23 protein-coding genes are annotated in these 23,375 nt (G+C 73.5%); 10 read left to right on the plus strand and 13 right to left on the minus strand.

Annotated features, from left to right (window positions below):
• A partial coding sequence (locus tag B100_RS34150) for a lectin (RefSeq protein WP_037723322.1) occupies nucleotides 1-383 on the plus strand: 383 nt, incomplete at its 5' end.
• 93 nt (nucleotides 384-476) lie between these two features.
• Here the strand turns inward: B100_RS34150 and B100_RS0123090 are convergent.
• The 3 genes from B100_RS0123090 to B100_RS0123100 form a co-directional block, all read right to left on the minus strand.
• Nucleotides 477-1,454, minus strand: a complete 978-nt coding sequence (locus B100_RS0123090; RefSeq protein ID WP_024886782.1) for an alpha/beta fold hydrolase — start codon at nucleotides 1,452-1,454, stop codon at nucleotides 477-479.
• A gap of 179 nt (nucleotides 1,455-1,633) precedes the next feature.
• On the minus strand, nucleotides 1,634-2,233 hold the full coding sequence (locus tag B100_RS0123095) for a molybdopterin-dependent oxidoreductase (protein WP_024886783.1): 600 nt from the start codon (nucleotides 2,231-2,233) through the stop codon (nucleotides 1,634-1,636).
• Between the two features lie 96 nt (nucleotides 2,234-2,329).
• Complete coding sequence (locus B100_RS0123100; RefSeq protein ID WP_024886784.1) at nucleotides 2,330-2,710, minus strand: STAS domain-containing protein; 381 nt, start codon at nucleotides 2,708-2,710, stop codon at nucleotides 2,330-2,332.
• 322 nt (nucleotides 2,711-3,032) lie between these two features.
• Between B100_RS0123100 and B100_RS0123105 the strand changes: the two genes are divergently transcribed.
• Nucleotides 3,033-4,766, plus strand: a complete 1,734-nt coding sequence (locus B100_RS0123105; protein WP_024886785.1) for a SpoIIE family protein phosphatase — start codon at nucleotides 3,033-3,035, stop codon at nucleotides 4,764-4,766.
• A gap of 37 nt (nucleotides 4,767-4,803) precedes the next feature.
• Here the strand turns inward: B100_RS0123105 and B100_RS34155 are convergent, their stop codons facing one another.
• Nucleotides 4,804-5,046: a hypothetical protein gene (locus B100_RS34155; protein ID WP_486585683.1), complete on the minus strand. Its 243-nt coding sequence runs from the start codon at nucleotides 5,044-5,046 to the stop codon at nucleotides 4,804-4,806.
• A 291-nt stretch (nucleotides 5,047-5,337) separates the two neighbouring features.
• On the opposite strand from B100_RS34155, the gene ctaD reads away from it, so the two are divergent.
• Both ctaD and B100_RS34160 read left to right on the plus strand, forming a co-directional pair.
• The gene (ctaD, locus tag B100_RS0123115; protein ID WP_024886786.1) at nucleotides 5,338-7,053 is read left to right on the plus strand and encodes an aa3-type cytochrome oxidase subunit I; all 1,716 of its coding nucleotides are present in this window, start codon (nucleotides 5,338-5,340) and stop codon (nucleotides 7,051-7,053) included.
• Nucleotides 7,053-7,430, plus strand: a complete 378-nt coding sequence (locus B100_RS34160) for a hypothetical protein (protein ID WP_024886787.1) — start codon at nucleotides 7,053-7,055, stop codon at nucleotides 7,428-7,430. The genes ctaD and B100_RS34160 overlap by 1 nt, the downstream gene beginning before the upstream one ends.
• Here the strand turns inward: B100_RS34160 and B100_RS0123125 are convergent.
• Together B100_RS0123125 and B100_RS0123130 are read right to left on the minus strand one after the other, a co-directional pair.
• Nucleotides 7,420-8,412, minus strand: a complete 993-nt coding sequence (locus B100_RS0123125; RefSeq protein WP_024886788.1) for an alpha/beta hydrolase — start codon at nucleotides 8,410-8,412, stop codon at nucleotides 7,420-7,422. The two genes, B100_RS34160 and B100_RS0123125, sit on opposite strands and share 11 nt — an antisense overlap.
• An 87-nt stretch (nucleotides 8,413-8,499) precedes the next feature.
• A complete protein-coding gene (locus tag B100_RS0123130; protein ID WP_024886789.1) occupies nucleotides 8,500-8,829 on the minus strand; it encodes an antibiotic biosynthesis monooxygenase in 330 nt (109 codons plus the stop codon).
• Between the two features lie 145 nt (nucleotides 8,830-8,974).
• Here B100_RS0123130 and B100_RS0123135 point away from each other — a divergent pair, with 145 nt between their 5' ends.
• Nucleotides 8,975-9,877 carry an AraC family transcriptional regulator gene (locus tag B100_RS0123135; RefSeq protein ID WP_024886790.1) on the plus strand — a complete coding sequence of 301 codons (903 nt, stop codon included), beginning with the start codon at nucleotides 8,975-8,977 and terminating at the stop codon, nucleotides 9,875-9,877.
• Nucleotides 9,878-9,883: 6 nt separating this feature from the next.
• Here B100_RS0123135 and B100_RS0123140 read toward each other — a convergent pair whose 3' ends face one another.
• On the minus strand, nucleotides 9,884-10,384 hold the full coding sequence (locus tag B100_RS0123140) for a hypothetical protein (protein WP_024886791.1): 501 nt from the start codon (nucleotides 10,382-10,384) through the stop codon (nucleotides 9,884-9,886).
• Here B100_RS0123140 and B100_RS0123145 point away from each other — a divergent pair.
• Both B100_RS0123145 and B100_RS0123150 read left to right on the plus strand, forming a co-directional pair.
• A complete protein-coding gene (locus B100_RS0123145) occupies nucleotides 10,383-10,883 on the plus strand; it encodes a hypothetical protein (RefSeq protein WP_486585684.1) in 501 nt (166 codons plus the stop codon). The genes B100_RS0123140 and B100_RS0123145 overlap by 2 nt on opposite strands.
• 132 nt (nucleotides 10,884-11,015) lie before the next feature.
• Complete coding sequence (locus tag B100_RS0123150) at nucleotides 11,016-11,594, plus strand: Dps family protein (RefSeq protein WP_024886793.1); 579 nt, start codon at nucleotides 11,016-11,018, stop codon at nucleotides 11,592-11,594.
• Between the two features lie 77 nt (nucleotides 11,595-11,671).
• On the opposite strand, the gene B100_RS0123155 is transcribed toward B100_RS0123150, so the two are convergent.
• From B100_RS0123155 to B100_RS0123165, 3 genes are all read right to left on the minus strand, one after another.
• A complete protein-coding gene (locus B100_RS0123155; RefSeq protein ID WP_078541144.1) occupies nucleotides 11,672-12,817 on the minus strand; it encodes a polyprenyl synthetase family protein in 1,146 nt (381 codons plus the stop codon).
• Nucleotides 12,818-12,954: 137 nt separating this feature from the next.
• Nucleotides 12,955-14,535 (minus strand): SDR family oxidoreductase, encoded by a 1,581-nt coding sequence (locus tag B100_RS0123160; protein WP_024886795.1) that lies wholly within the window; start codon nucleotides 14,533-14,535, stop codon nucleotides 12,955-12,957.
• Nucleotides 14,536-14,623: 88 nt separating this feature from the next.
• Entirely contained in the window at nucleotides 14,624-16,711 is a 2,088-nt protein-coding gene (locus B100_RS0123165) for an FUSC family protein (RefSeq protein ID WP_486585685.1), read from the minus strand.
• A gap of 308 nt (nucleotides 16,712-17,019) precedes the next feature.
• On the opposite strand from B100_RS0123165, the gene B100_RS0123170 reads away from it, so the two are divergent.
• Nucleotides 17,020-18,180, plus strand: a complete 1,161-nt coding sequence (locus tag B100_RS0123170; RefSeq protein WP_024886797.1) for a DUF3103 family protein — start codon at nucleotides 17,020-17,022, stop codon at nucleotides 18,178-18,180.
• 198 nt (nucleotides 18,181-18,378) lie between these two features.
• On the plus strand, nucleotides 18,379-18,858 hold the full coding sequence (locus B100_RS0123175) for a universal stress protein (protein WP_024886798.1): 480 nt from the start codon (nucleotides 18,379-18,381) through the stop codon (nucleotides 18,856-18,858).
• Nucleotides 18,859-18,867: 9 nt separating this feature from the next.
• On the opposite strand, the gene B100_RS0123180 is transcribed toward B100_RS0123175, so the two are convergent.
• On the minus strand, nucleotides 18,868-19,449 hold the full coding sequence (locus tag B100_RS0123180; RefSeq protein ID WP_024886799.1) for a TetR/AcrR family transcriptional regulator: 582 nt from the start codon (nucleotides 19,447-19,449) through the stop codon (nucleotides 18,868-18,870).
• Nucleotides 19,450-19,536: 87 nt separating this feature from the next.
• Between B100_RS0123180 and B100_RS0123185 the strand changes: the two genes are divergently transcribed.
• The gene (locus B100_RS0123185; RefSeq protein ID WP_037723354.1) at nucleotides 19,537-20,586 is read left to right on the plus strand and encodes a zinc-binding dehydrogenase; all 1,050 of its coding nucleotides are present in this window, start codon (nucleotides 19,537-19,539) and stop codon (nucleotides 20,584-20,586) included.
• A 147-nt stretch (nucleotides 20,587-20,733) separates the two neighbouring features.
• Here B100_RS0123185 and B100_RS0123190 read toward each other — a convergent pair whose 3' ends face one another.
• Both B100_RS0123190 and B100_RS0123195 read right to left on the minus strand, forming a co-directional pair.
• Complete coding sequence (locus B100_RS0123190) at nucleotides 20,734-22,251, minus strand: MFS transporter (protein ID WP_024886801.1); 1,518 nt, start codon at nucleotides 22,249-22,251, stop codon at nucleotides 20,734-20,736.
• Between the two features lie 96 nt (nucleotides 22,252-22,347).
• Nucleotides 22,348-23,367, minus strand: a complete 1,020-nt coding sequence (locus tag B100_RS0123195) for a LacI family DNA-binding transcriptional regulator (RefSeq protein WP_024886802.1) — start codon at nucleotides 23,365-23,367, stop codon at nucleotides 22,348-22,350.
• Between the last annotated feature and the right edge of the window lie 8 nt (nucleotides 23,368-23,375).

Here is a 23,375-nt window from a genome sequence, read left to right on the forward strand (position 1 = left end):
CCCGTGCCGGTGAGGTGAGGGGCGTGAACGCCAAGTGTCTGGACGTGGACGACGCGGGGACGGCGGACGGGACGCAGGTGCAGATCTACGCCTGCAACGGGTCGGCGGCGCAGCGGTGGACGGTGCCGGGTGACGGGACGTTGCGGGCGTTGGGGAAGTGTCTGGACGTGTCCGGTGGGGGGAGTGCGGACGGGACGAGGGTGCAGTTGTGGACGTGCAACGGGACTGCCGCGCAGGTGTGGTCGGCGCAGTCGGACGGCACGGTCCGTAATCCTCGGTCGGGCAAGTGCCTGGACGCCTCGGGCGGTACGTGGAACGACCGCACGCCGGTCCACCTGTGGACCTGCCACACCGGCCCCAACCAGAAGTGGACCCTGCCCTGACGGCCGGCACCACTGCCGGGGACGCTCCCTGCCGGGCCGGGCGGGCAGGGAGCGTCCCCTTGCCCGCCCGATGCTCGACCGTGGGGGACGGCGTCAGGTGCGGCGGCGGGCGAGGGCGACGAGGCCGGTGCCGGTGGCCAGGGCGAGGACGGCGGCGCCGCCGAGGACCGTGAGCTGCTCGGCACTGCCCGTGTCGGCGAGGGCGGGGCCGGAGGAGTCGTGTGCCGCCTGCAGGATGAGATCCGTGATCTCGTCGGGAGCGGTCTCCATGACGGCGTGCGGCCCGTCGACCTCGACGGTGGTGGAACCTGCCCGCTCCGCCATGAAGCGCAGGTTGGCGGTGCCGATGGTGCGGTCGTCCGTGGGCACGAGGAACCAGGACGGGATGTCCTTCCACGCGGTCGCCTCGGTCGGCTCGTTGCCGCTGGCGACGGTCGCGGGCCGCTGGGCGGCGGCGAGGGTGGCGGCGCGGTCCGCCTCCAGCCGGTCGCTGAGGAAGACGTCGCTGAACTTGTCGGGCTTGAGGTACAGGTCCACGTCGGTGGGGTCGTCGCTCAGCGGCACGGCGTTCAGGGAGGTGGGCACGGGGGCCGTGGGGTCGTCCGTGATGCGGCTGCCGGGGTACTTGGCCGCCAGCTCGAACGCGGTCTCGCCCTTCTCCGGGGCGAACCCCGCGATGTAGACGAGGGATTCGACGTTCGGGTTGCCGGCCGCGGCGTTGGTGACGACGGCGCCGCCGTAGGAGTGGCCGACGAGGACGATGGGTCCCTCGATCGTCCTGAGCAGGGTGGCCAGGTAGTCCGCGTCGCCGGACAGGCTGCGCAGCGGGTTCGCGGGGGCGATCACCCGGTAGCCCTTGGCCTGAAGGTTCTCGATCACCTGGGTCCAGCCCGAGCTGTCCGCCCAGTAGCCGTGCACCAGGACGACGGTCGGCTTGGCGTCCTGGTGCGGCGTGGTGTCACCCCCGCTCTCCGACCCCGTGGACGGGCCGGCCGCCATCAGGGCCAGGGCCGGGAGGAGGACCGCGAGGGCGAGTGTCCGCCGCGCGGCGGAGTGCCGTATGTGCGTCATGACCGCTCTTTCTCCGAGGGTGTGGTCTGCTGAGACGACACTGCACGCGCGGCGGGGGCACGGCACCGCCCGGTGGTCCGTGCGGGTGACACCGCACGGACGACGCACGGGTGAAGATCACGGCGGTCAGGTTTCGGCACGCCTCGTCCCCGGCGGGTCACGCCGGGGGAGGCCGCGTGTCAGTCACCCCGGTGCCGCTGCTCCCGCCAGGGATCCCCGTAGTTGTGGTAGCCGCCGCCCTCCCAGAAACCCGGCCGGTCCTCGGCCGTGAGGCGCAGTCCGCGCACCCATTTCGCCGACTTCCAGAAGTACAGGTGGGGCACCAGCAGCCGTGCGGGGCCTCCGTGCTCGGGCGACAGCGCGAAGCCGTCGTAGGCGTGGACCACCCATGCCTTGCCGCCGCGCAGGTCGGCGAGCGGGAGATTGGTCGTGTAGCCGCCGTAACTGTGGGCCACGGCGAACGCGGCGTCCGTGGCGACACCCTCCAGGGACGTGTCCAGGGAGACCCCGCGCCACCGGGTGTCGAACTTCGACCAGCGGGTGACGCAGTGGATGTCGCGGACCGGCTCCTCCTGCGGCAGCGCCATCATCTGGTCCCACGTCCAGCGGCGCTCCTCGCCGTGCTCCGTGGTGACCGTGAACGTCCAGGTGTCGGTGGACACCTCGGGCGTGGGACCCGCCGACAGTACGGGAAAGGACTCGGTCGGATACTGCCCCGGCGGAAGGCGGTCGACGAACGACCGGCCGCGTCCGCGGAATCCGGGCGAAAAAGAACTCACGGCTCACTCCGTCCCTGGGAAGAGCGAGGGTCGGTGTGCTTCTTCTCTCCTCGAATCGTCGCTTCATCGACATGTCTGCCGAATGGCCAGCCTACGTCAGCGGTGCGCCTCGGGCAGGGGCGGCCGGGCGGCGCGGACCGCCTCGTCGACATCGGCGTGGAAGGTGAAGACCTCGTCCAGCCCGACCATCTGCAGCACCCGCATCTGCGCGGGGGTGACCCCGGCCAGAGCGAGCGACGAACCCGCCGCCTGCGACCGCCGGTGCGCCGTCACGAACACCGTGATGCCCGTCGAGTCGCAGAAGGTCAGCCCGGACAGGTCCAGCACCACCCCCAGCGGCCCGAAAGGGGCGTCGTTGACAGCCTCCGACAGCACCGGGGCCGAATGGTGGTCGAGCTCCCCGACCACCTCAAGGACGTAGGGGCCCGAGGTGCTGGGGCGGGGGGTGACGACGAACGTCTGGTCCGTATGGGACACGCAATCTCCTCGGCGGGGTCCTCGGCGCAAGCGGCCGACCTGGCTCCGCCCATCCAGTGGTGCACGGCTGGCCGGATCATCCTACGAACTCGACGCAGGTGGATCGTGCACACCCTGCCCCGATCGCTCCGCGTGCGCACGTCGTCCCGTTCTGTGCGGCGGAGCGAGGATCAGGGGCGGGAGAACCGCACGCCCGCCGGACGTGTGATGATCTGGGGAGGGTCGCGTCGTGCTTCCCGGTTTCCCGCCACGGTCCGGCCGAGCGCTCGGAACCGTGGGGTCCCGTGACCGTTATCCGATCGACAGGTGGCGAGGAGGGGACATGGAGACGGCGGGTGACGGCCGTGGTTCCGGCGACGGACATGGCGGAGCGGGCCCCGACCGGACGGTCGGCGACATGCTCGCCCGGCTCCGCACGGGCGCCTACGTCGTGGACGTACGCGGCTCCATCGTCGCCGTCAACGCCCTCGCCGAGCAGCTCCTCGACCGCACCGCCGCGCAACTCGTCGGTGCGGACGCACACGACCTGCTGCACCGCAACGCCCGCGGGGAGTCGATGCCGACGTCCCGGTGCCGTATGCGGCCCGCCTTCCTCGCGGGCCGCCCCGCCCAGGACGACCAGGAGTGGTTCGAGCGGGGGGACGGCACCCTGCTCCCCGTCGCCTGGAGCATCATCCCGTGCGGCGCGGGACCGGCCGACACCCTGGTGCTCGTCCTCTTCCACCGCCGCGAGATTGCCGCCGGCCTTCCCGGGCACGAGGAGGCCGGGGGCGGGACGCTCGACGAGCTCGAACGGCTCGCCCTGCTGGCGGAGATGACCACCCAGCTGACGTCCACCCTGTCCGTCGACGAGGCGCTGCGCCGTCTCGTCTCCCTGGTGCTGCCACGGCTCGCGGACTGGGCGGTCGTCGACCTGATCAGCGAACGCGACGAGGTGTGGCGCACCAAGGTGGTCCACGTGGAGAACGGCACCCCGGTCGCCCGCCGGGATCTGGAAGGCCCCATGGCCCCCGTCCCCGCCGAGTCCCCGATGCCGCTGTCCCGGGCTCTGCGGGGCGTCTCGTCGACGATCGCCGAACCGCAGACCTACGAGCGGTCCCCCGACTCCGGCATCGCCGTCGAACAGCGCCGGCTGTTCGAGGCCACCGGCATGCACTCGGCGGCCATCGCCCCGATACGCGGCCTGCGTGAGGTGCTCGGCGCCCTCACCCTCGGCCGGTCCGAACGCGCCGACAAGTTCACCCCCGCTGACCTCACCCTGCTCGAGGACATCACCCGGCGCGCCGGACTGGCCCTGGACAACGCCCGCCTCTACCAGCGGCAGCGCAAGGTCGCCGAGACCATGCAGCGCTACCTGCTGCCCCAGCTGCCGCGCGTCGCCGGCCTGGAGATGACCTCCCGGTACCTGCCGGCGCCGGACGCCTCCCATGTCGGCGGCGACTGGTACGACGCCTTCACCCTCGGCGACGGCGACACCGCCCTGGTGATCGGCGACGTCTCCGGGCACGACCTGGACGCCGCCGCGGGCATGGCCCAGCTACGCAACGTGCTGCGTTCCTACGCCTGGTCGCAGAAGGAACCGCCCAGCCGCATCGTCGAACGGGTGGACCGCGCGGTGCTGCGCATCACCGACGTCTCGATGGCCACCCTGGTGCTCGGCACGCTGACCACGGACGACGAGGGACGGTGGACCCTGCGCTGGACCAACGCGGGCCACCCGCCGCCGCTGCTGGTCACCCGGGACGGCGTCACCGAGTACCTCACGGACGGCGGCGGCATGCTGCTCGGCACCGGCACCGACCGGCCGCGCGTGGACGGTTCGACCGCCTTGCCGCCGGGCTCCACCCTCGTGCTCTACACGGACGGACTCGTCGAGTCGCCCACCCACTCCATCGACGACGGGCTGGACCGGCTGCGCCGGAACGCCGCCGCGCTCGCCCACCGCCCGGTGGAGGCGTTCACCGACGAACTCCTGCGCAGGGCAAGGCCCGACGACAACGACGACGACGTCGCCCTGCTGGCCGTACGGATCGGCACCCGCTCCGGCCGCCGCTGACACCCGTCCCGGCGCCCGGCGAGGCGTCCCCGCCCCGTCAGCGCAGGCTGTCGCGGAGCCGGGCGACGGCGGCCTGCAGAGCGTCGAAGGCGTGCTCCTCCTGCCGCGGACCGGTGCGCGCCGCCGGCAGCAGGCTGTCACGGGCCGCCCGGGCCCGGGCGTACGCCTCGAAGCGCGTGACGACGTCGGCCACGGCGTCGGGCGGCGGTGCGCCCTGGTGGGGTTGCTCGCGGGACGGCATGGAGCGTCCTTCCCTCCCCGAGTCGGTCCGTCCGGTCATGCCCCGCATCCTTACCGGACACCCTTGCCCTCCACACTGCCCGACGCCGGACACGGACCGCGGGCCGACCTTGCCGACAACCGGCAACGCGCCGCCGTACGCCCGTCGTCCCCCGCGCACCGCGGCCACTCGCACGGGTGAAAGTCGGCGTCCGGTCGGGGAGTGTCAGAAGCGGACCCCGGGATACCTGACATAGCGTCGACCCGACCCACCCGTGCCGTTTGCACCTTTCGTGGCATGAGTGGATGCCCTTCCCGCTCTGCATTCCGCGTTGTGAACCGAAGGACCTCGATGGCGACACACACGACTGAACCGCTTTCTCCGGTACCCGCGGCGGAGGGACGACGAGGGAAAGGGCGTGTGGTCGTCTCGTGGCTGACGACGACCGACCACAAGAAGATCGGGCACCTGTACCTGATCACCTCGTTCGCCTTCTTCCTGGTGGGCGGTCTGCTCGCCATGCTGATCCGGGCCGAACTGGCGCGCCCCGGGCTGCAGATCGTGTCGCAGGAGCAGTACAACCAGTCGTTCACCATGCACGGCACGATCATGCTGCTGCTGTTCGCGACGCCGACCTTCGCGGGTTTCGCCAACGCGATCATGCCGTTGCAGATCGGCTCCCCGGACGTGGCGTTCCCCCGGCTGAACATGCTGTCGTACTGGCTGTTCGCCCTGGGCGGTCTCATCGTCCTGGGCAGTTTCCTCACCCCCGAGGGCGCCGCCGACTTCGGATGGACGGCGTACACCCCGCTCAGCGGCGGCGAGCGCACCACCCAACTGGGCGGCGACCTGTGGATCATGGGGCTGGCGCTGTCCGGTTTCGGCACGATCCTCGGTGCCGTGAACTTCATGACCACGATCATCTGCATGCGCGCGCCGGGCATGACGATGTTCCGGATGCCGATCTTCACGTGGAACGTCCTGCTCACCTCGCTGCTGGTGCTGCTGGCGTTCCCCGTGCTCGCGGCGGCGCTGCTCGCCCTGGAGGCGGACCGCAGGTTCGGCGCGCGGATCTTCGACCCGTCCAACGGCGGCGCGCTGCTGTGGCAGCACCTGTTCTGGTTCTTCGGCCACCCAGAGGTGTACATCATCGCGCTGCCGTTCTTCGGTGTGGTCACCGAGATCCTGCCGGTGTTCTCCCGCAAGCCGATCTTCGGTTACATGGGCCTCGTGGGTGCGACGATCGCCATCACGGGCCTCTCGGCGACGGTGTGGGCGCACCACATGTTTGCCACCGGCGCGGTGCTGCTGCCGTTCTTCTCCTTCATGAGCTTCCTCATCGCGGTACCGACGGGTGTGAAGTTCTTCAACTGGATCGGCACCATGTGGAAGGGATCACTGTCCTTCGAACCCCCGATGCTGTGGGCGGTCGGGTTCCTGGTGACCTTTCTCTTCGGCGGCCTGACGGGCGTTCTGCTCGCCTCACCCCCGATGGACTTCCACGTCCACGACAGCTACTTCGTCGTCGCCCACTTCCACTACGTGGTGTTCGGCACCGTGGTGTTCGCCATGTTCGCCGGATTCAGCTTCTGGTGGCCGAAGATGACCGGCACGATGCTCGATCACCGGCTGGAGAAGGTGCACTTCTGGACCCTTTTCGTCGGCTTCCACACCACCTTCCTGATCCAGCACTGGCTGGGCGCGGAGGGCATGCCCCGGCGCTACGCCGACTATCTCGCCGCCGACGGGTTCACCGCGCTGAACACGGTCTCCAGCATCGGCGCCTTTCTGCTCGGTCTGTCGACCCTGCCGTTCCTGTACAACGTGTGGAGGACCGCGCAGAAGGGCGAGAAGATCGAGGTCGACGACCCCTGGGGCTACGGCCGTTCCCTGGAGTGGGCCACCTCCTGCCCGCCTCCCCGGCACAACTTCGTCACCCTGCCGCGGATCCGCTCCGAGTCCCCGGCCTTCGACCTGCGTCACCCGACCCTGGCCGGCTTCGACCAGGCGGAGAACGCCGGCCAGCGCGATGTCCTCGACCCCGGCGGCCACAAGGGCGACCGCTGATGGCGCGGGCCTCGCGCTCCCGTCGCGCCCTCGCCCGCGATGCCTCGGCCGTCACGGCCGAGGCGGAGGGCATCGTCATGGCGCGGTCCCATCTCGCCGAGGCGCGGCTGGAGGCGGAGGCGCTGTGCGGGGACATGCCGTGGCTGACCACCGCCCAGGCCGAGGACGTCGCCCGGCACTACGTCGACCGGCGCATCGACCTCACCCGGCGGATGCTCCGGACGACGGCCCGCCGTGCCGAGGAACTGCGCGGCGAGTACGAGGCCCGGTACGCCGAACTGCGCGGCGCGCTGCTGAGGCGTCACGTGGCCTGTGCGTCCGGCCTGCTGGCCTGCGCCACCGGGATCAACGCGGCGCTCTGGGTGTTCATGCGATAGGCCCTGTCGTCACCTTCCCGTCGTTCATCTGCCGCAGTACACGGGCCAGCCAGTCGGTGCGGGTCCGGCGCGCCGCGACCGACAGCTCCGCCTCCGGGAACAGCGCGTCGAACCCGTGGTGCCCGCCCGCCCACACGTGCAGTTCCGCCTGACCGCCGGCCGCCCAGAGGCCGGCGGCGTAGGCCACGTCCTCGTCGCGGAACACCTCGGCGGAGCCGGTGTCGAGGTACGCGGTGGGCAGGCCGGACAGGTCGCCGGCCCGCGCGGGGGAGACGTACGGGGGCACCTCGTCGTCGGCGAGGTCACCGAGGACCGCGCGCCAGGCGAACGCGTTGGTCTCCCGGGTCCAGACGCCCGGCTCCCCGGCGTACTGCCGGCTGGAGGGGGTCGCGTTGCGGTGGTCGAGCATGGGGCAGATCAGCAGCTGCGCGGCGATCGCCGGCGTACCGATGTCACGGGCCAGCAGGCAGAGCCCGGCGGCGAGGCCGCCGCCCGCGCTGGTACCGGCGACCACGATGCGGGCGGGGTCGATGCCCAGCTCCTCCCCGTGCCCGGCCACCCACTTCAGCCCTTGATGGCAGTCCTCCACGGCCGTGGTGCCGGTGGCCTCCGGCGCCAGCCGGTACTCCACGGTGACGACGACCGCGCCGAACCGCTCCAGCCACTCCAGCGGGATGTCGATCTGCGAGAAACGGTCCCCCATGACCATGCCGCCGCCGTGGATCCAGTACACGCACGGCGCGGGGACGGCCGGGTCGCGGTCCGCGGGGCTCAGGACCGACAGCCGGACGAGGGCACCGTCCTCGGCGGGCACGTCCACCTCGCGCCGGACGGCGCGGTGGCGGGCGAGGAGGGAGTCGACGGGGGCGGAGGGCAGCTGCCGCAGCTGGGCGAGGATGTCCTCGTCGAGCCGTGCCACAAGGGGCATGTCGGTCAGGAGCGAGCGCAGTTCGGGGTCGAGGGCGGGACGCGGGACGGTCATGGGGTTGCCTTTCAGGGGAGAGTGAGGCGGGTCAGGAGTGCCGGGGTGACGGCCGGGCGACGCGGGCGACGCGCGGCGCGGTGCGGGTCAGACGGCGGCCGGGAACGCGGCCTTGCCGTGCACCGGGACGTGGTCGGTGTACACGGGCTCCCCGGCCAGCAGTCCGGAGAGCCGGGCGACGACGGCCTGGGCGGCCTCACCGTCGAAGACCCGGTGGTGGTCGTCCTCGCTGGTCCAGCCCTCCATGACGTGGACGACGTCCGGGTCGGCGGCGGAGCGCGAGACGAGGTAGACGACGCAGTGCTCGCTGGACGCCGGGCCGCCCTCGTCCAGCCCGGTCAGGAGCACGTCGACCAGCGCCTCGCCCATGCCGGGCCGGGCGGTCAGGGTGGCCTGGAAGCCGTAGTGCGCGATCATGTCGGCCTTCTTTCGTCCGATGGAGTGTGGTGATTCCATTGAAGGCCGCTGAACTGCGGAAACGTTAGAGCGATGCTCTCCGCTGCTTGCACGATCCTGCTGAGGGGAGGACAGCTGGCCCCGACGGGTGTGCTGCAATGGGGGTATGGGCCTTGAAGAGCTGCGCACGCTGCTGGAGCGGCACGCCCGCCCCGACGCCACCACCGCCATCGACGGCGTCCTCGCCTCGAGGATCGACCGCCAGGACCCCCCGGGGCCCTCCATGTCGGGCACGGTCCTCGCCGTCATCGCCCAGGGCGCCAAACGTCTCGCCCTCGGCGAAAGGGTCTACGAGTACGGGCCCGGCCAGTATCTGGTCGCCTCCGTGGACCTGCCCGTCAGCGGACAGTTCCTCCAGGTCGACGCCGAGCACCCGGCGTTGGGCTTCGGGCTCGTACTGGAACCGTCCGCCATCGCCGAAGTGCTGCTGCAGGCCGGGCCGGGGGACCTGCCTCGGGCCGGCGGCGTTCCGTCCGCGATCGCCGTCAGCGACGCCCCGGCGGCGCTCCTCGACGCGATCGTCCGGCTGCTGCGGCTGCTGGACGAACCACGCGACCGCGCGGTGCTCGCCCCCCTGCTCAAACGGGAGATCCTCTGGCGCCTGATGACCGGCGAGCAGGGCGCGACGGTCCGTCACCTGGGCCTGGCCGACAGCGGACTGAGCCATGTCTCCCGGGCGGTGCGCTGGATCCGCGAACACTACGCCCAGGCCTTCCGGGTGGAGGACGTGGCGCGCATGACCGGCATGAGCGTGTCCGCGTTCCACCGCAACTTCCAGGCGGTGACCGCGATGAGCCCCATCCAGTTCCAGAAGCAGATCCGGTTGCAGGAGGCCCGCCTGCTGCTGGCCACCCGCCCGGGTGACGTCACCGCGGTCGGCCGCCGGGTCGGCTACGACAACCCGTCCCAGTTCAGCCGGGAGTACCGGCGCCAGTTCGGCGCGCCCCCCAGCCGCGACGCGGCCCGCCTGCGCGACACCGGACGCGTCCCCGCGGCGGTCACACCCTGAGCGATTTCAGCCCACGTCCGGCAGCTTCATCCACTCGGCCCAGGTCAGGTCACGGCCGATGAACCGCGGCCGCTCGAACGGCCAGTCCTCGGCGATCCAGCGCGGCACGAACGCGTCCAGCGCCCGCTCCAGCGGACCGCCCACCTCGTCGTCCACCACCCACCAGGAGATCTCGGCGTCCGCGCCCTCCTTCTCCGGCGGGTCGATGTAGACGCAGCCCCTCAGCGCGGTGCGCTCGGCGTTCTCGACGGTGTAGTTGAACGACTCGTGCGCCTCGATCTCCTCGGCGTGCCGCTCCAGATCGGCGAGATTCGCCTCGTACGACATCGTGGCCGACGGCCAGCCCCACGCGGGCCCGAAGATCGAGAACAGCCGCTCGCGCGACCCCATCACCGTCGGGTAGTCGAGCGGCGCGTCCGCGCCACTGATCGGCCGCAGCCGATGACCCCCGCCGTCGGGTATGCCGACGTGCGGAGGATGGACGAAGTCACGCGGAAGCCAGCTCATGACCGCGAAGCCAACCACGCACCGCCCACCGGGGCAAAGTAATATCCGCACCCGCCAGTTCCGCGCGGCGCCAGCCCGCCGCCGGCCCTGTGCCGCGGCCGACGAGGAGGACCGGATGGGGCTCATGCTGTTCCCCGGCGACAGCGACACCACCAGCCCGGACGTGGCCTGGTCGTACGGGGACTTCGCCATGTTCCGCCGGTGGCTGGCGCGGACCGAGGGGTTCGAGCTCGACCAGATGGACGGCTTCGGCGGGAAACGTCCCTGGAGCGACGTCTCGACCGCGCTCGAGCCGCTTCTCGACCACCCCGACGACGCCGGCCCCGACTTCCCGCCGTCCCGGTGCGCCGCCATGCTGCCCCGCCTTCAGCAGATCGCGGCGCGGACGCACGACGGAGCGGGCGGACCGGACGCGGCACGTCATCTCGATGACGTGCGGCGGCTGGTGGTCGTGCTGCGGCTCTGTGTGGAGAAGGACGTCGAGTGCGTCTTCGGGTAAGCCGCCGGCCGGCGGTGTGGGCTGCTCCAGACCGGTGAGATGCCGGGGGTCCGGCAGTGGGGAGCGGGGGAATCGCGCGATGACCCGCTTATCTGGAGGTCCGAGCATCGGACCATCGCAAGGAGTTACACCGTGCCGTCACAGCCCAGCGACCCCTCGTACACCGTGCCGGGCCTGCGCACCCAGGACAGCGGACGGATCATCGAGCTGCTGCAGATGCGACTCCACTCCCTCAACGACCTCCACCTGACCCTGAAGCACATCCACTGGAACGTCGTCGGACCCCACTTCATCGCCGTACACGAGATGATCGACCCGCAGGTCGACAAGGTGCGGGACATGACCGACGACCTCGCCGAGCGGATCTCCACCCTCGGCGGCGAGCCCAACGGCACCCCCGGCGCCCTGGTGCACGCGCGGACCTGGAACGACTACTCCATCGGCCGGGCCGAGGCGATGGAGCACCTGGGCGCGCTGGACCTGGTGTACACGTCCGTCATCGAGGACCACCGGGAGGCGATGCGGGAGACCGAGGAGGCCGACCCCGTCACCCAGGACATGCTCATCGAGCAGCTGCGCGGCCTGGAGCTCTTCCAGTGGTTCGTCCGCGCCCACCTCGAGTCCAGCGGCGGCCGGCTCAGCACCCGCGGCGCCACCACCGAGACCGGCGCGGCGGGGCAGGCCGCCGCGCAGGCCCGCAACCAGCCCTGACCGTCGCCCCGCCACGGGGTACCGCGATCGCCGTGCCCGCCCCGGTCCGGCCGGCCGGACCGGGGCGGGCACGGACCTCACACCGCTTCCCGCACGCACCCCGTGGTGATCCCCGACGCGCGGGCGACCAGCGCCGCGAACTCCCGCCGCACCGCGCGCTGCGCGCCGGTCTCGTCGAAGTGCCGCAGCGCGGAGTCCGCCAGCTCCGCGATCTTCGACTCCACCTCGTCCCGGGCACCGGTCCGCTCCAGCGCGTTCCGTACGCCCTCCACGGCACCGTCCGGCAGGGTGGTGGTGGAACCGGGGGAGAGGAGCGTCACGGCCTCCTCGTCCCCGTTGGCCCGGCCGAGCTCCAGGGCGACTGCCAGCAGATACGTCAGCTTGCGCGCGCGCAGGTCGTCACCCACCGGCTTGCCCGTCAGCGCGGGATCGCCGAAGGCGCCGAGCAGGTCGTCCCGCAGCTGGAAGGCCAGCCCGGTGCAGCGGCCGGCCGCCCGCAGCGCCGTCACGACCGACTCGTCCGCCCCGGCCAGTGACGCGCCGAGGGCCAGTGGCCGCTCCACCGTGTACAGGGCGCTCTTGAGCGTCGCGATCGTCAGCGCCTCGTCGACACCGGACGCGCCGGCCGCCTGCGCCTGGAGATCGCGGTACTGCCCGGCCACCATCTCGCCTCGCATCGCCCGCCACTCCCGGTACACCCGGGGCCCGTGCGGCGAGTCGAGAACGATGTCCGTCATCAGGTCGTCGGCCCAGGCCAGCGCCAGGTCACCGGCGAGCACCGCCGCCGAGTGCCCGAACGCCTCCGCGCTGCCCGTCATGCCCTCGGCCCGGTGCATCCGGGCCAGGTCCACGTGCATCGCGGGCGCCCCGCGGCGCAGGTGCGACCCGTCCATCACGTCGTCGTGCACGAGTGCACACGTCTGCACCAGTTCCAGCGCGGCGCCCGTCCGCAGCAGCGGGCCCGGGTCGCCCGAGCCGCCGCCGGCCCGCCACCCGCACCAGGCGAACGCCGTACGCAGCCGCTTCCCGCCGCGCCGGGCGAACGCGGAGACCCGGCCCGCGACCTCGCGGGCGAACACCGCGTCGACGTCGTACGCCTGCGACATCCGCGCGTCCAGCACCTCGTCCAGGACCCGCCGCACGGCCCGGGTGGCGGCGTCGGCGGTGAGCGGGCCACCGGCACGTTCCGCCGGTTCCTCCGTCGCCGACCGCAGTTCACGCATGCACAGCCTCTTCTCGTTGTCCGTCGCCCGCACGCACTCGTCCGCCGCCGAGTACCCGGGAAAAGGCGCGGTGACCTTCTCCCGACGGCGCGGCGCCCCCGGACGCCGGTCCGGTACGCCCACGGGGCGGCCCGGCGCTAGTTCGGGACGCCCGCCCGTCGTCGGCGGGTCCGCCGCCCACGACCGGTACCCGTCGCGCCGCCCGGTGCGCTTCCGCCCGCCGCCGCCCGGGTGATGTTGCGGGCCATGCCGCCGAAGACCACGGCGTGGAAGGGCGAGACGGACCACCAGTAGGCGTGGCCGAGCAGGCCGCGCGGGTGGAACAGGGCGCGCTGCCGGTAAGCGGTGCGGCCCGCGCCGTCCGTCTCCACGCGCATCTCCAGCCACGCCAGGCCCGGCAACCGCATCTCGGCCCGCAGCCGCAGCAGCCGTCCCGGCTCGATCTCCTCCACCCGCCAGAAGTCCAGCGAGTCACCGGCCCGCAGCCGCTGCGGGTCACGCCGGCCGCGCCGCAGCCCCACCCCGCCGACGACGCGGTCCAGCCAGCCCCGGATTGCCCACGCCAGGGGGAAGGAGTACCAGCCGTTCTCGCCGCCGATGCCCTCGATCACCTTCCACAACGCCTCCGGTGACGCGGACACCGCCCGGTGACGTTCGTCCCGGTAGAGGCTGCCGCCGGCCCAGTCCGGGTCCGTGGGCAGGGGGTCGCTGGGGGCGCCCGGCACGGCGGCCGACGACCAGCGGGTGGCGACCTGCGCCTCCCGCACCCGCCGCAGGGCCAGCTCCAGCGCCTCGTCGAAGGGCAGGGGCCGGCCGGGTGCGTCAGGCACGTACGCGGCGATGTCGTGCTCACGGCACACGACCTCGTGGCGCAGCGACTCCGTGAGGGGCCGCGCGATGCCGGCCGGCACCGGGGTCACCAGCCCCACCCAATGGCTCGACAGGCCGGGCGTGAGCACCGGCACCGGCACGATGACGCGCCGCCGCAGACCCGCCACCGCGGCGTAGCGGCGCATCATCTCGCGGTACGTCAGGACGTCGGGGCCGCCGATGTCGAAGGCCCGGTCGACGTCGGCCGGCATCGTGGCCGACGCGACGAGGTAACGCAACACGTCACGGACCGCGACGGGCTGCGTGCGGGTGTGCACCCAACTGGGGGTGACCATGACCGGAAGACGCTCGGTCAGGTAACGCAGCATCTCGAACGACGCCGACCCCGAGCCGATGACGACGGCGGCCCGCAGCACGGTGGCGGGGACGGGGGAGTCGAGGAAGATACGGCCCACCTCGGCACGGGACCGCAGGTGCGGGGACAGTGTGTGCTCCGGCACGCCCTGCGGGGTGAGCCCGCCGAGGTAGACGATGCGGCGCACCCCGGCCGCATGCGCCTGCTCGGCGAAGGTGCGGGCCGCGCGGCGGTCGGTCTCCTCGAAGTCGCCGCCGGTGCCGAGCGCGTGGACCAGGTAGTACGCCACGTCGACGCCGTCCATGGCCGCGGCGACGGAGGCGGCGTCGGTGACGTCGCCGCGTACCGTCTCGACGTCCGGCGCCCAGGGGTGGTCGCGGAGCTTGTCGGGGGAGCGGGCCAGGCACCGGACCCGGTGGCCGGCCTCGAGAAGATCGGGGACCAGCCGCCCGCCGATGTAACCCGACGCCCCGGTGACGAGGCAGTGCGCCCCCGCGCTGCTTCCTCCTTGGCCGCGCCTGTCCACGGTCATCCCTCCGCACGGTCGTCGTGACACCGGCTCCTGCTCCCGATCCTCGCCGCACGCGCCGGGTCCCGCGCGTCGACCGGGGCACGCGGCTTCACCGGTGACCGTCCCGGACCCCGTCGCCCTGCCCGACGGCCGCCTCCAGGTCGGACGCGAGGGCGTGCAGCCACACCTCCACGTCGACCAGGTGGGAGACGGACGGTGCCGGGATCCGCGCCAGGACCCCCGGCGGCAAGGGCGCCGGTCGTACGGCCACACCGCCGGCCGGGAAGTCCGCCGCCCGGAGCGCCGCGGACACCACCTCCTCGGCCGCCGCCCGGGCCCAGGCCGCCGCGTCGGGAGGCCACGGCGCCCCCGGCGCCCAGGGCACCCAGTAGGTGCCGGTCAGCACGCGGGAGCCGAAGTTGATCGCGGCGAGCCAGTCGGGCCCGCCGTCCGCCGGGCGGCGGGGCGGGGGCTCGGTCCGCAGCTGCGCGTACGAGGCGTGGGCGATGCGCCACCGCAGCAGCGCCCGCCGCAGCGTCGGGGCCGCGTCCGTGCGGCTCGTGGGGGCGGCGTGTCCGGCCGCCGTCCGCTCCACGGTGACCCGCACCAGCGGCGCGGTGGTGCGGAACAGGTCGGCCGCGCTGCGCCGCATCTCGGCCCGCGCACCGGCGGGCCAGGCCAGCACCCCGCACACCAGCCCGATCACGCTGCCGGTGAGCACGTCGACGATCCTGGCCTCCGCCAGCTGCCACGTCACCGGTGCGATCTGCGCGAACGCCATGGACACCACCAGGGTGAAGAGCCCCTGCCCCCAGGCGGGCCCGCCCACCGGGCCCGCCCAGAAGGCCACCAGCGCCGTGGGCACCAGCAGGGCGGCGTACACCTCGGTCGCGTCGCCCACCGAGACCAGCAGCGCACCCGCCGCCAGCGATCCGACCAGCGTCCCCGCCACGGCCCCGCGCACCGCGGACCAGGTGGCGCCCGCCGTGGTGCGGCCCAGGGTCAGCATGCCCAGCAGGACCCAGAAACCGTGCGACAGGTCCAGCGACCCCGCCACCAGCCGGGCGAGCGCCAGCCCGGAGGCGGTGCGGACGGCGTTCTGGAAGACGACGGAGCGCGGCGTGACATGGTCGGCGATCCGCACCCACCACAGCCGCGCCGTGGAGGCGTCGGCGTACCAGAACTGCTCGCGCGGCAGCCCGGGCAGGGGCCCGCGTCGTCGGGTCGCCAGGGCCACCGCCGCGCTCACCGTCACCGCCGACACCGCGACGGCGAGGAGCGCCGACTGACGGCTCAGCAGCGGGTGCGGGTCCCCGCGCAGGTCCGACGGTACGCCCCGGGCGACCGCGTACTGCGCGGTCATCTCCTCGGTCCTTTCGGGATCGGGGGCCGGGTGCGCCCCGCGCAGCGCGGCGGCCGTGTCGGCGCAGGCGGCCGCGAGACCGCGCAGCAGGGTGGCCGAGGGCAGGTCGACCGGTGGCCGCAGCAGCGGCGCGAGGACGGCGAGCAGGTCGAGACAGCGGCGGGTCGCGTACCCCGCCTGGGCCAGCGCACGGTCCCGCGCACCGGCTCCGGTGGGGCGGCCGCCGGCCGGTGTCCTCGAGAAGCGCAGGTCCCGGCCCGCCGCCCGCAGCGCCTCGGCCGCCTCCCGGCCGTCGGCGACGCCTCGCAGCAGGTCCCGCACGGCATGCGCCGCGAGGTCGAGGCTCCCCGCGATCCGGTCGCGGTACGACGGCTGTTCGGGTTCCGGCAGCAGCAGCCACTCGCACACGACGGTCAGGGTCGCGCCCACGGCGAGCCCGGCCAGCCGGTCCGGCAGGGTGCCGGGGGCGTAGGGCGGGAAGCTGGCCAGGATGTAGCTGAGCTGGAGCGCGGGGACGACGCCGGCCGCCCGGGAGCCGATCGAGGAGCCGAGCACGAGCACGAACCCCACGAGCAGCATCCCGAGCGCCGCGGACCAGCTCGCCGCCGCCAGGTACGTGCCGAGCACGATCAGCGCCGCGGCGGCCGGCACGGCGCGCAACACGGTGCCGGCGCGCCGGCGTCCGCAGCCGGGGAGCGGGGAGAGCAGCCCGAACGCGACGGGGATGAACAGCGTGTACAGCGCGAGGACGGGCCGGTCCAGCAGATAGACCGCGGGATAGAACCCGGCGACGGCTGCGACCGTGACGCGGACCGCGCGCCGGGCCGCACCCACGGATTCGACCCGTGACGGCGGTTTCGGCAGCAGCGTCCGCCAGGAACGTGCGTGCCTCTCGGAGCGCCCCCGATGCCACATGACGCACCATCCTGCCGGGACACGGCGGGGTGGCGGGCAGGCCGCACCGCCGTGGGCGGCGGCACCGCCCGTCCGGCGCACCGTGGCGCAGGCCCCCTTGCCGGACTGTCATGTCAGCGTCATCATCTCTACTCGCGGGTCTACCCGCATAGACACCCGCACGGTCCCGCTCACGAGCTCCATACGCAGTGCCCCGCCCCTCACTCGTCCCAGGAGGCTCGATCCACGTGAGATCCCGTCATCTCCGCCGCCGCGGCGCCCTCGCCGTCGCGGCGACGACCCTGGCCGTCCTGTTCGCCGGCCAGTCCCTCGGCGCCCCGCAGGCCGCCGCAGCCCCGGCCACCGCAGCCCCCGCCCCCGCGTCGGCCTCTCCCGCGTCCGAGGTGCACGCGGTGGAGGACCTGGCCGCGCGGGCCCTCGCCGGCGCCCTCGCCGACCCCGCCTGGAACGCCCGCGTCCGCCGGGCCGCGCTCGCCTCCGAGGAGGTCGCCGTCACCGCCCTGGCCGACGGCGCCCTGAGGTCCACCCTCGCCGCGGCCGACCGCAGGATCGCCACCGCCAAGGGCCTCGACGCCGACGTCGGACCGCTGCTGCGGCTGCGGCTCGGCGACCCCTCGATGCGCGGAGCGCTCACCGCCGGCACGCGGCCCTGGGTGGCCGCCGCCACCTCGGACGACGGCCCCGTCACCGCGTACGACAGCAACGGCCGGATCCACACGCTGGACGCGCGCGAGGCGCCCGCGCACCCGGTGTACGTCGTCGACCTCGACGGCTCCCGGGCGCTGGCCGCCGGCCTGGACGTCCTGAACGAGGAGCTGACCCGCCGCGGCGTGCGGTCGACCGCCCCGACGGCCCTGCGGACTCCGCTGCGGGACGCGTCGGCCACCGCTGCCGGCGCCGGCTTCTGGACCACCCGCGTCGCCGCGGTCTCGCTCTCCGACGACCAGGAGCCCTGGATCAAGGGTGACGCCGAGATCTACACCCTCGTCACCGGCTTCGGCCACGACGGCAAGGTGCGGGTCGACCCGGTCGACATGCCGTACCTCGACGACGACGGCGTTGTTTACCGGCCCCAGCAGATCCTGGTCAACTGGTCGTCGTACAAGTACGACCTGGCCGACGCCGTGATGATGGAGGACGACGGCGGCACCAACTACCGCGACCTCGCCAAGGCCATCGCCGCCGTCCTGCTCACCGTCACCGACCAGGGCGCGTACATCCCGCTGGTGAACGCGGTCCTGGACGCGATCCCGGACGACTGGTGGACCGACGACCCGGACTACGTCGACTCCTGGTACACCCTGGCCCGCACCGACGACGGCACCCGTCACGGCGCCCGCGGCAACGGCTGGATGACCCTGGAGCCGTACTTCGTGCAGGAACTCTGAGAGGCCGGCGCGTCCGCGCGGCCCCGCGGTGAGGGCGACCTGCCGCGGGGCCGCCCCGCGTCCGAGGTCACCTTCCCGCTGCCCCGTCCGGACCCGCTGGGCTCGGCATCCGCCGCCGGGAGCCGGAGGCTGGGGACCGGGTGAGGCGCGGGCGGTCCGGAGCCGGCCGGCCGCCCGGGCACAGGTGGAGGAGAGACCGTGGACGATCAGCACGGGGTGGCGGACCGCTTCGTGGTCGGGGTGGACGGCTCGCCGTCGTCGCGGCAGGCGCTGCGCTGGGCGGTGCGCCAGGCCACGCTCACCGGAGGGACGGTGTGGGCCCTGAACGCGTGGGACTACCCGCAGTACCACGGCGCGCTGGGCTGGCTGCCCCCGTCGAGCGGGGACGAGGACGAGCTGGAGGCCAGGGCGCGCGAGGACCTGACCCGGTGTGTCGAGGAGACCCTGGGCGCACGGCCGCCGGCGGAGGTCCGCACCGAGGTGCAGTACGGAACGCCGGCCGGCGTGCTGCTGCGCGCGGCCCGTGACGCGTCCCTGCTGGTGGTCGGCAGCCGGGGCCTGGGCGGGTTCGCCGGGCTGCTCCTCGGCTCCGTCGCGCAGCACTGTGCGCAGCACGCGGCCTGCCCGGTCGTCGTGGTCCGGGAGGACACCGCGACAGGGATCGGCGACGCCGACTGACGAGCCGCCTCAGGCGCGTGCGCGGACGGCGGCGCGGACCAGGTCGCGGGCCAGGTCCGTGGCCGTCGCGAGCGTGCCGGGGCCGAGGGGCCGGGTGGCGAGCGCACCCTCGTGCAGGACGAGCAGGCGGGCGGCGAGGGAGGCCGGGTCCGGGCAGCCCGCCGCGCCGGCCAACTCCTCGAAGAGGCGCCGCAGCCAGCGCTTCTGGTCCGTGGCGACGCGGTGCGCTGGATGTCCCGGATCGGGCAGCTCGGCCAGGGCGTTGATGAACGCGCATCCCCGGGGGTCGGTCGCGCTCCACTCACGCAGCGTCTCGAAGGGCGCGGTGACGGCCTCCTCCGCGCCGCCGCTCGCCTCGACCGCCGCGAGGACCGCCGACCGCCAGCGCCGGTCGCGCTCGGCGAGGTAGGCGGCGACGAGGTTGTCCTTCGAGCCGAACCGGTTGTACAGCGTCCGCTTGGTCACGCCGGAGTGCTCGGCGATCAGGTCCACGCCGACCGCCGTGATGCCCCGTTCGTGGAACAGTTCCTCGGCCGCCGCCACGATGCGGCGCCCGGCCGGGGTGAGAGGCGTATCGGTGCTGTGGTCCATCCGCGCGGGCCTTCACTGATCGGTGTACGGTGGAGGTGAAAGTATACAGATCAGTGTACCTGTGAGGTGAGAATCTTGTCCGAGTACATGCGCGCGGTACGCATCACACGGCACGGCGGACCCGAGGTGCTGGAAGTGACAGACGTGCCCGTACCCGTACCGCGGGCCGGCGAGGCGCTGGTGCGCGTCGCGTCGGTGGCCCTGAACAACACCGATCTGTGGACCCGCGAGGGCGCCTACGGCCGGCCCGGGGATCCGGAGGCCCGGTCGGGCTGGCGGGGGCCGGTCGACTTTCCCCGCATCCAGGGCGCCGACGTCGCGGGCCGGGTGGCGGCGGTGGGCTCCGGGGCCGACGAGGGCCTCGTCGGCCGCCGCGTGGTGGTCGACCCGGCGGTCTACGACGGAGACGGCCCGGACGCCCACCCGGTGGGCCTCATGGGCAGCGAACGCGACGGCGGATACGCCGAGTTCGTCACCGCCCCGCTGGACCAGCTGCACGACGTCACCGGCTCCCCGCTCACCGACGACCAGCTCGCCTCCCTGCCGACCGCGTACGGCACCGCGCTGGGCATGGTCGAGCGCGGGCGCCTGCGCGAGGGTGAGACCGTGCTGGTCTCGGGCGCCTCCGGCGGGGTCGGGCTCGCGCTGGTGCAGATCGCCCGCGCCCGAGGTGCCCGGGTGGTCGCCGTCAGCAGCGGCACCAAGATCGACGCGGTGCGCGAGGCGGGGGCGCACGCCGTCGTCGACCGGGCCGGGGACGTCGTCGGGCAGATCCGTGCCGCCGCGCCGGACGGCATCGACGTCGCGCTCGACGTCGTCGCCGGGGACCTGGTGAGCGACGGTGTGCCGCTGCTGCGCGAAGGCGGACGGTGGGTGATCGCCGGGGCGCTCGGCGGCTACGGGGTGCACCTCGACGTACGCCGTCTCTACCTGCACAACGCCCAGGTGATCGGCTCGGCGATGCACACGCGGGCCCACTTCGGGCTGCTCATGGACATGGCCCGGCAGGCCGCCGTCGAGCCGGTCGTCGCCGCGGTGTACCCGCTGGACCAGGCCGCGCGGGCGCAGGAGGAACTGGCCCGCAGGAACCACGTCGGAAAGATCGCCCTGCACCCGGGGGCCGCGCCCGGCCGGTGACCGGGCCGCCCCCGTCGTCCGCCGCCCGCCGGGCCGCTCACGCCGTGAGCCGGACCCCCCCCGCCGTCCGCCGAGCCGCTCAAGCCGGTGACCAGGACGCCCCCGCGGCCCGCCAGGGCACTCAGGCCCCGCGGTCCGCCGGGGCGCTCAGATCTGCCGGGCGTGCACCGGGCTGTTCGCGACCTCCTCCGGGCACTTCGCGTGCGCCTGGCGCATCCGCCGGTCGCGCAGCCAGTCGTACGCCGCCAGGGCGAGCGAGGCCAGCATCGCCGTCAGGGCGGCAGTCAGCGCGATGAACAGGGAGACCTGGAAGTCGTCGTTGCGGGCGAGCATCAGGTAGAAGAGGCCCGGCAGGGCCGCCGTGCCCACCGCGGCGCCGAGCCGCTGCCCCGTCTGCAAAGCGCCGCCGGCCGCGCCCGCCATCCGCACGGGCACGTCCCGCAGCGTCATGGTGATGTTGGGGGAGACGACGAAGCCCCCGCCGATGCCGCCGACGAACAGTGCCGGGGCGGCGAGCCAGGGGGCGATGTCCAGGGGCGCGAACCGCAGCAGCAGGGCGGTGGTGCCGAGCCCCACGATCACCCCCGCGAGCCCCCACACGGTGAGCAGACGCCCGAACCGGTCGACGAGACGCCCGGAGATCACCGCGGCCCCGGCCGAACCGATGGCGAACGGTGTCACGGCGAGCCCGGACTCCAGCGGCGAGTAATGCAGACCGTGCTGGTAGAACAGCGCGAAGACCAGCCAGACGCCGCTGAAGCCGATGAAGTACAGCGTGCCGACGCCCGCGCCGATGGCGTAACCGCGCACCGTGCTGAACAGCCGCGGGTCGAGCAGCGGGGTGGCCCCCCGGGCGAGCAGACGGCGCTGCCGGCGGACGAAGACGGCGAGGATCGCGGCGCCGACGAGGAACAGCCACCACATGCGGCTCAGCCCGCCCGCCTCCGCCTGCACCAGCGGGAACATGAACGACAGCACGCCGAGCCCGAGCAGCAGCACGCCCGGCACGTCCACATGGCCCCGCCCCGACGTGCGGGTCCGCGGCAGCAGGCGGCGCCCCAGCAGCACGGCGAGGACGCCGATGGGCACGTTGACGTAGAAGATCCACCGCCATCCCTGCATGCCGTCGGCCAGCGCGAGGATCGCACCGCCGACGATCGGCCCGGACGCCGAGGAGATGCCGACGGTGGCGCCGAAGTAACCGAAGGCGCGGCCCCGTTCGGCGCCCCGGAACATCTGCTGGATGAGGGCCGAGTTCTGCGGCGCCATGAACCCCGCCGCCAGACCCTGGGCGAGGCGGGCGACGACCAGCAGGGTGATGTCGGGCGCCGCGCCGCAGGCCGCGCTGAACAGCACGAAGCCGCACAGGGCGATCAGGAAGATCTTCCGCCGGTCCAGGGCGTCGCCCAGCCGGCCCGCCGTGACGAGGGCGAGCGCGAAAGTGAGGGCGTAGCCGGACACCACCCACTGGACCTGTGCGGGGGAGGCCCCCAGATCGGTCTGCACGGTGGGCAGCGCGACCGCCACGATCGTGACGTCGAGCAGGCTCATGAAACCGGCGACGAGCGTCACCCACAGGGCACGCCACCGCTGCGGATCCGGCTGGTGGTCGTCCTCCCGGGCACCGGGCTGCCGGTCGCCCGCCCCTGACGCCGACGCAGTCACATGGAGTCCTCTCGCACGCCCGAACAGGGCGAACATGTTCCCCGGCCGGGCCACGCGCACACCCGGTGGCGCACAAAACCAGCCCGCCGCCCCGCCCTAGCCGGCCGAAGCCACCGTGCTCCCGCGGACGGCCAGCCGGTGCGGGACCGTGAGGTCGGCGGCGGGCACGTCGTTGAGCGGGCTGTAGACGCGGTCGGCGAGGCACTGCAGCGCCCGCGCGGCGATCTGCTGCTTGTCGGGCGAGACGGTGGTGAGCGTCGGCCGGGCGTACCGGCCGTCCTCGATGTCGTCGAACCCGACGACCGCCAGGTCCTCCGGCACCCGCACCCCCCGGACGTGCGCCGCGTGCAGCGCGCCCAGCGCCAGTTCGTCGCTGAACGCGAACACCGCGTCGGGCGCGTCGCCGGAGTCGAGGAGTTCGGCCATCGCCCGGGCACCGTCGCCCCGGTGCAACGCCGTCACCGGGCGCTCCCACGCGGCGTCCGGGGTGATCCCGGCACGCCGCAGCGCCGTACGGTAGCCCTCGGCGCGCAGCTCGGCCGTGCCGTTGCGCAGGTGGGGCTGCAGGCCGATGGCGGCGACGCGGCGCCGGCCCAGGGACAGCAGGTGCGTGGTGGCCTCGTCCGCCGCGGCCACGTTGTCGACGGCCACCCGGTCCGCCAGGCCCTGCGGGTCGCGCTCGCCGAGCAGCACCACGGGCAGGGGGCGTGCGGCGGCGGTGATGTCCTCGGCCGGCAGCGCCCAGGGACTGATGATCAGACCGTCCATCACCCGGCCTCCGTCACCGGTGAGCAGCCGCCGTTCCGCCTCGGCGTCGCCCCGGGTCTGGTCGATGACCACCGTCCACGACCGGCGGCGCGCCTCGTCCACGAGCAGGCCGGCCAGCTCGGCGAAGTAGGGGGAGTGCAGCTCCGGGATCGCCAGGCCGATGATGCCGGTCCGTCCCGCCCTCAGGCTCCGGGCCGCGAGGTTGGGGCGGTACCCCAGCTCGTCGATCGCCTTCTGCACCCGTCGGCGGGTCTCGGGCGCCACCCGGGCGGAACCGTTGACCACGTTCGACACCGTGCGCGCGGAGACCCCCGCGCGCGCCGCCACGTCTTTCAGGCTGCTGCTCACCCGCACAT

The sequence above is a fragment of the Streptomyces sp. CNH189 genome (assembly GCF_000527195.1).

Excerpts from the sequence above, each read along its gene's own strand:
- B100_RS0123090 (WP_024886782.1), bottom strand. The coding sequence starts at position 1,454 with ATGACGCACATACGGCACTCCGCCGCGCGGCGGACACTCGCCCTCGCG.
- B100_RS0123105 (WP_024886785.1), top strand. The coding sequence starts at position 3,033 with ATGGAGACGGCGGGTGACGGCCGTGGTTCCGGCGACGGACATGGCGGA.
- B100_RS34155 (WP_486585683.1), bottom strand. The coding sequence starts at position 5,046 with ATGACCGGACGGACCGACTCGGGGAGGGAAGGACGCTCCATGCCGTCC.
- ctaD (WP_024886786.1), top strand. The coding sequence starts at position 5,338 with ATGGCGACACACACGACTGAACCGCTTTCTCCGGTACCCGCGGCGGAG.
- B100_RS34160 (WP_024886787.1), top strand. The coding sequence starts at position 7,053 with ATGGCGCGGGCCTCGCGCTCCCGTCGCGCCCTCGCCCGCGATGCCTCG.
- B100_RS0123125 (WP_024886788.1), bottom strand. The coding sequence starts at position 8,412 with ATGACCGTCCCGCGTCCCGCCCTCGACCCCGAACTGCGCTCGCTCCTG.
- B100_RS0123130 (WP_024886789.1), bottom strand. The coding sequence starts at position 8,829 with ATGATCGCGCACTACGGCTTCCAGGCCACCCTGACCGCCCGGCCCGGC.
- B100_RS0123135 (WP_024886790.1), top strand. The coding sequence starts at position 8,975 with ATGGGCCTTGAAGAGCTGCGCACGCTGCTGGAGCGGCACGCCCGCCCC.
- B100_RS0123145 (WP_486585684.1), top strand. The coding sequence starts at position 10,383 with ATGACCGCGAAGCCAACCACGCACCGCCCACCGGGGCAAAGTAATATC.
- B100_RS0123140 (WP_024886791.1), bottom strand. The coding sequence starts at position 10,384 with ATGAGCTGGCTTCCGCGTGACTTCGTCCATCCTCCGCACGTCGGCATA.
- B100_RS0123155 (WP_078541144.1), bottom strand. The coding sequence starts at position 12,817 with ATGCGTGAACTGCGGTCGGCGACGGAGGAACCGGCGGAACGTGCCGGT.
- B100_RS0123160 (WP_024886795.1), bottom strand. The coding sequence starts at position 14,535 with ATGACCGTGGACAGGCGCGGCCAAGGAGGAAGCAGCGCGGGGGCGCAC.
- B100_RS0123180 (WP_024886799.1), bottom strand. The coding sequence starts at position 19,449 with ATGGACCACAGCACCGATACGCCTCTCACCCCGGCCGGGCGCCGCATC.
- B100_RS0123185 (WP_037723354.1), top strand. The coding sequence starts at position 19,537 with ATGCGCGCGGTACGCATCACACGGCACGGCGGACCCGAGGTGCTGGAA.